This window comes from Vibrio sp. 1078-1 (assembly GCF_033340475.1).
Map to the genome: position 1 here is coordinate 1 of NZ_JAWOWM010000878.1, position 522 is coordinate 522.

Annotated in this window: 1 pseudogene; it reads right to left on the minus strand. The window is 48.7% G+C overall.

Going from position 1 to position 522, the window contains the following annotated elements:
- Positions 1–522: pseudogene (locus R7190_RS30595) on the minus strand (hypothetical protein); the annotation flags it as partial.

The following is a 522-nucleotide window of genomic DNA, read 5'->3' on the forward strand; positions in this document are numbered from 1 at the left end:
CAAATAACTCTGCTTTTCCCTGATCAAGAAGGTAAGGGAAAGCAACTTTTTCGCCATTATCCAGCTCAACCGATTTTGGAGCAAGGTAGAGGTAGGCCCAAGCTGGTAGCTGTTTGCTAATAGCTGCGTAGATCGCTTGCTGAGGAGCATGGCTTGCTGCCCCATTACCGACATTCACAAAGTTGTATGCGGTCTCATGGCCTGATGTGAAGGCATACGCTGTACCTTGAACGCCAGAGACAAAATTAGGAGCTGACCCTAGGCGAGGCTCCACGATTTTCACCTTAACGGAACACATGTCAGCTACCTTACTTTGTCCGTTCACCCACGTCGGGCAACCCCATTCATTCTTGTAGAACTGATAGGTTAGGCGACCGTCTTTGTCATACAGAAGCGTGAAATTGGCACCCAAATCAGTCAGCGCTGACTCAATGGAAACTTTCACATGTGAAAGAAATTTGGCCTGAGCGTCTGCCGGTGAAACTGCTTCGTTAGCAGGCATCCAAGCGATCAAGCTATTGC